Raw genomic sequence first — 295 nt, 5'->3', positions numbered from 1 at the left:
CGGTATCCGCTGCAACATGAGCCGGCACTGACATCACTAATGCAGGATCTACAATCGCAATTGTCGGCGTGAGAGAGTAGTCGGCCAACGGATATTTAATATCGCCGTCAGTAATGACCGCAAACGGCGTGACTTCGGAACCGGTACCGGATGTGGTCGGGATACCGACAAATTTCGCTTTACGACCTAATTGCGGGAATTTGAACGCACGTTTACGAATATCCATAAATTTCTGAACTAAATCACGGAAATCCACTTCCGGTTGTTCATAGAATAACCACATTACTTTTGCCGC

General features: G+C 47.1%; 1 protein-coding gene. It reads right to left on the bottom strand.

Features of this window, described 5'->3' with window-relative positions; genetic code table 11:
- Positions 1–295, bottom strand: a 295-nt coding sequence (locus FLQ44_RS11095) for an iron-containing alcohol dehydrogenase (protein ID WP_147694445.1), incomplete at both ends; no start/stop codon positions are given.

It is taken from the genome of Vogesella mureinivorans, assembly GCF_007644035.1.
Taxonomy (GTDB): Bacteria; Pseudomonadota; Gammaproteobacteria; order Burkholderiales; family Chromobacteriaceae; genus Vogesella; species Vogesella mureinivorans.
This window is presented reverse-complemented; position numbering and strand designations above follow the sequence as displayed.